Here is a 2,727-nt window from a genome sequence, read left to right on the forward strand (position 1 = left end):
AGCTGGGCGCCACGATAGGAAGTGATGGTGGAAATTCCCATCTTCGACAGTATCTTCAGCAACCCTTTGTTGATGCCCTTCCGGTAGTTATTCTTGGCATCAATCGGATCCATCAGCAGTTCGCCGGTACGGATCAGGTCGTTCAGAACCTGGTAAGCCAGGTACGGATAGACCGCTGTTGCACCAAAACCGAAGAGCACGGCGAAATGATGGGGATCGCGAGCCCAACCGGTTTCAACAACGATGTTGGAATCGCAACGCAGTCCTTTCTTGACCAGATGGTGGTGGACCGCACCGGTTGCCATCAGGGCATTGACCGGCAGTTCACCTTCCTTCAAATCTTTGTCGGTGAGGATCAGCAGCACCTTACCATCCCGGACGGCCTGTTCCGCTTCCTCACAAACCTGGCGAATCGCCTGCTCCAATCCCTGTTCCGGGCGGTAGCTCATGGAAATACGCGCGACCTCGAAACCCGGGCGCTCATTGTTGGCAATCTTGAGGAACTTGGCAGGCGACAGAACCGGTGTCGTCAGAATAATGCGGTCTGCGTGATCGGCGGTTTCCTCGAATACGTTGCGCTCGGCACCCAGACAGGTCTCCAGGGACATGACAATCGACTCACGCAGAGGGTCAATCGCCGGGTTGGTCACCTGGGCGAACTTCTGCCGGAAGTAGTCCGCCACGTGGCGTACCTTGCTCGAGAGCACGGCCATTGGGGTATCGTCGCCCATTGATCCAACCGCTTCCTGGCCGTTCTCCGCAAGCGGACGCAATACCTGGTCACGCTCTTCGAAGGAGACCATGAACATCTTCTGGTGCACCAGAAGCTCGCCGGAATCCATCAGCCTGAAATCCGGGGTGTCCTGATTCAGAGTGGTCTCGACGCGGAGAGCGTTTTCCCGCAGCCAGCGCTTGTAAGGCTGAGCGGTCTTGAGACGCTGATCAATGTCCTTGGTGTGCAGGACTTCACCGGACTCTGTGTCGATCGCCAGCATCTGACCCGGTCCGACACGGCCTTTGGCTACCACATCGTCCGGCTGATAACCGTAAGTTCCGATCTCTGAGGCCAGCGTGATGAAATCATCCTTGGTGATGACCCACCGGGCCGGGCGCAGACCATTCCGGTCGAGCATACAGACGGCATAGCGGCCGTCCGACATGACCAGACCGGCAGGACCATCCCAAGGCTCCATGTGCATGGAGTTGTACTCGTAAAACGCACGCAGCTCTGAATCCATGCTGTCGACATTCTGCCAGGCTGGCGGAATCATCATGCGGACCGCGCGGAACAGGTCAACACCGCCGGCAAGCAGCACTTCCAGCATGTTGTCCATGCTTGAGGAGTCAGAACCGGTGAGGTTCACCAGAGGCTGCAGGGTCTGCAGATCTGGCAATTCCGGAGAGCTGAACTTGGCGGCCCGGGCGATGGCCCAGTTACGGTTGCCGTCGATGGTGTTGATCTCACCGTTGTGAGCCAGATACCGGAACGGCTGGGCCAGCGGCCAGCGTGGCATGGTGTTGGTGGAGAACCGCTGATGGAAAACACAGATGGCGGTCTCGAGATCGGGGTCACCCAGATCCTTGTAGAAGTTGGCCAGATCTGCCGGCATCATCAGGCCTTTATAGGCCAGGGTGCGGTGTGACAGGCTACAGATGTAGAACTCGGGATCGTCGGCCATATCGCTTTCGGCGTGGCGACGGCCCACGAACAGACTGATCGCAAAATCACGCTCCGCCTTGCCACCAGGCACCACGAAGACCTGCTCGATACGGGGCAGGCAATCAAGCGCCATAGGACCGAGACAGCTGTCATCGACCGGCACTTCGCGCCAGCCGAGAATCTCCAGGCCCTGCTCGGTCAACCGTTTCTCGATGGCCGCACGACCAGCCGAAGCCTTGGCTTCGTCGGGGTTCAGGAAGACCTGGCCGACAGCAAAAAGATCACCCGGCTCCTTACCAAACGCTGCCTTGGCGGCTTTTTTCAGAAAGCCATCCGGGCTCTGGATCAGAAGGCCACAACCATCGCCGGTCTTTCCGTCTGCAGCGATACCACCTCGGTGGGTCATGCAGGTCAGAGACTCGATGGCAGTTTGCAACAACTTGTGGCTGGCCTCGCCCTTCATGTGGGCAATCAGACCGAATCCGCAGTTGTCCCTGAATTCATCGGGATGATACAAACCTGTCATCATAAGCGTTCTCTCGCGTAGAAATGCTTTTCAATCAAAGAGTTAATTGGCGCACAGCCAAACAACCACCCTTCGACACTGAAAATGGGGGCTGGCTATTTTACACACGTAGAAATACGTACTCAAATCGGCGTGACGTTATTGTGGGAAGCCGAAACCGGGATTACCAGTCGACAAGGTTATGGAACAACGAGTTAGCGCCGAAACAGCGGCGCTATAAATTGTCGACCGGACGCACCCAGGGTGACCTGGAAGCCAGCTCCTCTGGCAAACCAGCTGCCGCGGCATTTGCCGCCTCCCGGGTAGGAAACTCCCCATAGAATACCATAAACCAGGGCTGGCCTTGCCTTTCCCCGCGGGTGTAGACCAGATCACCAAGCTGTGAATAGCGGGAAATAACGTTCAGAGCAGTCTGTTCGAGATTGCCGGCCACCAGTTGAATGGTCCAGCCTCCACGCGCCCGAACCTGATCAATCGCCGAAAAATACGCCGGGTTTGCCGGAGTGAAGCTCGGCGCGGCCTCTGGCTCTGGCTCTGGCTC

At 57.5% G+C, this 2,727-nt stretch carries 2 protein-coding genes; both read right to left on the reverse strand.

Annotation, left to right across the window (positions count from 1 at the left end; all coding sequences use genetic code 11):
* Window positions 1-2,189, reverse strand: a 2,189-nt coding sequence (gene gltB, locus B2W52_RS01805) for a glutamate synthase large subunit (RefSeq protein WP_286801067.1), incomplete at its 3' end; no start/stop codon positions are given.
* A 211-nt stretch (window positions 2,190-2,400) separates the two neighbouring features.
* On the reverse strand, window positions 2,401-2,727 hold a 327-nt coding region (locus B2W52_RS01810; protein ID WP_286801068.1), incomplete at its 5' end, for an SPOR domain-containing protein.

The sequence above is a fragment of the Marinobacter sp. UBA2498 genome (assembly GCF_002341575.1).
Lineage (GTDB): Bacteria > Pseudomonadota > Gammaproteobacteria > Pseudomonadales > Oleiphilaceae > Marinobacter > Marinobacter manganoxydans.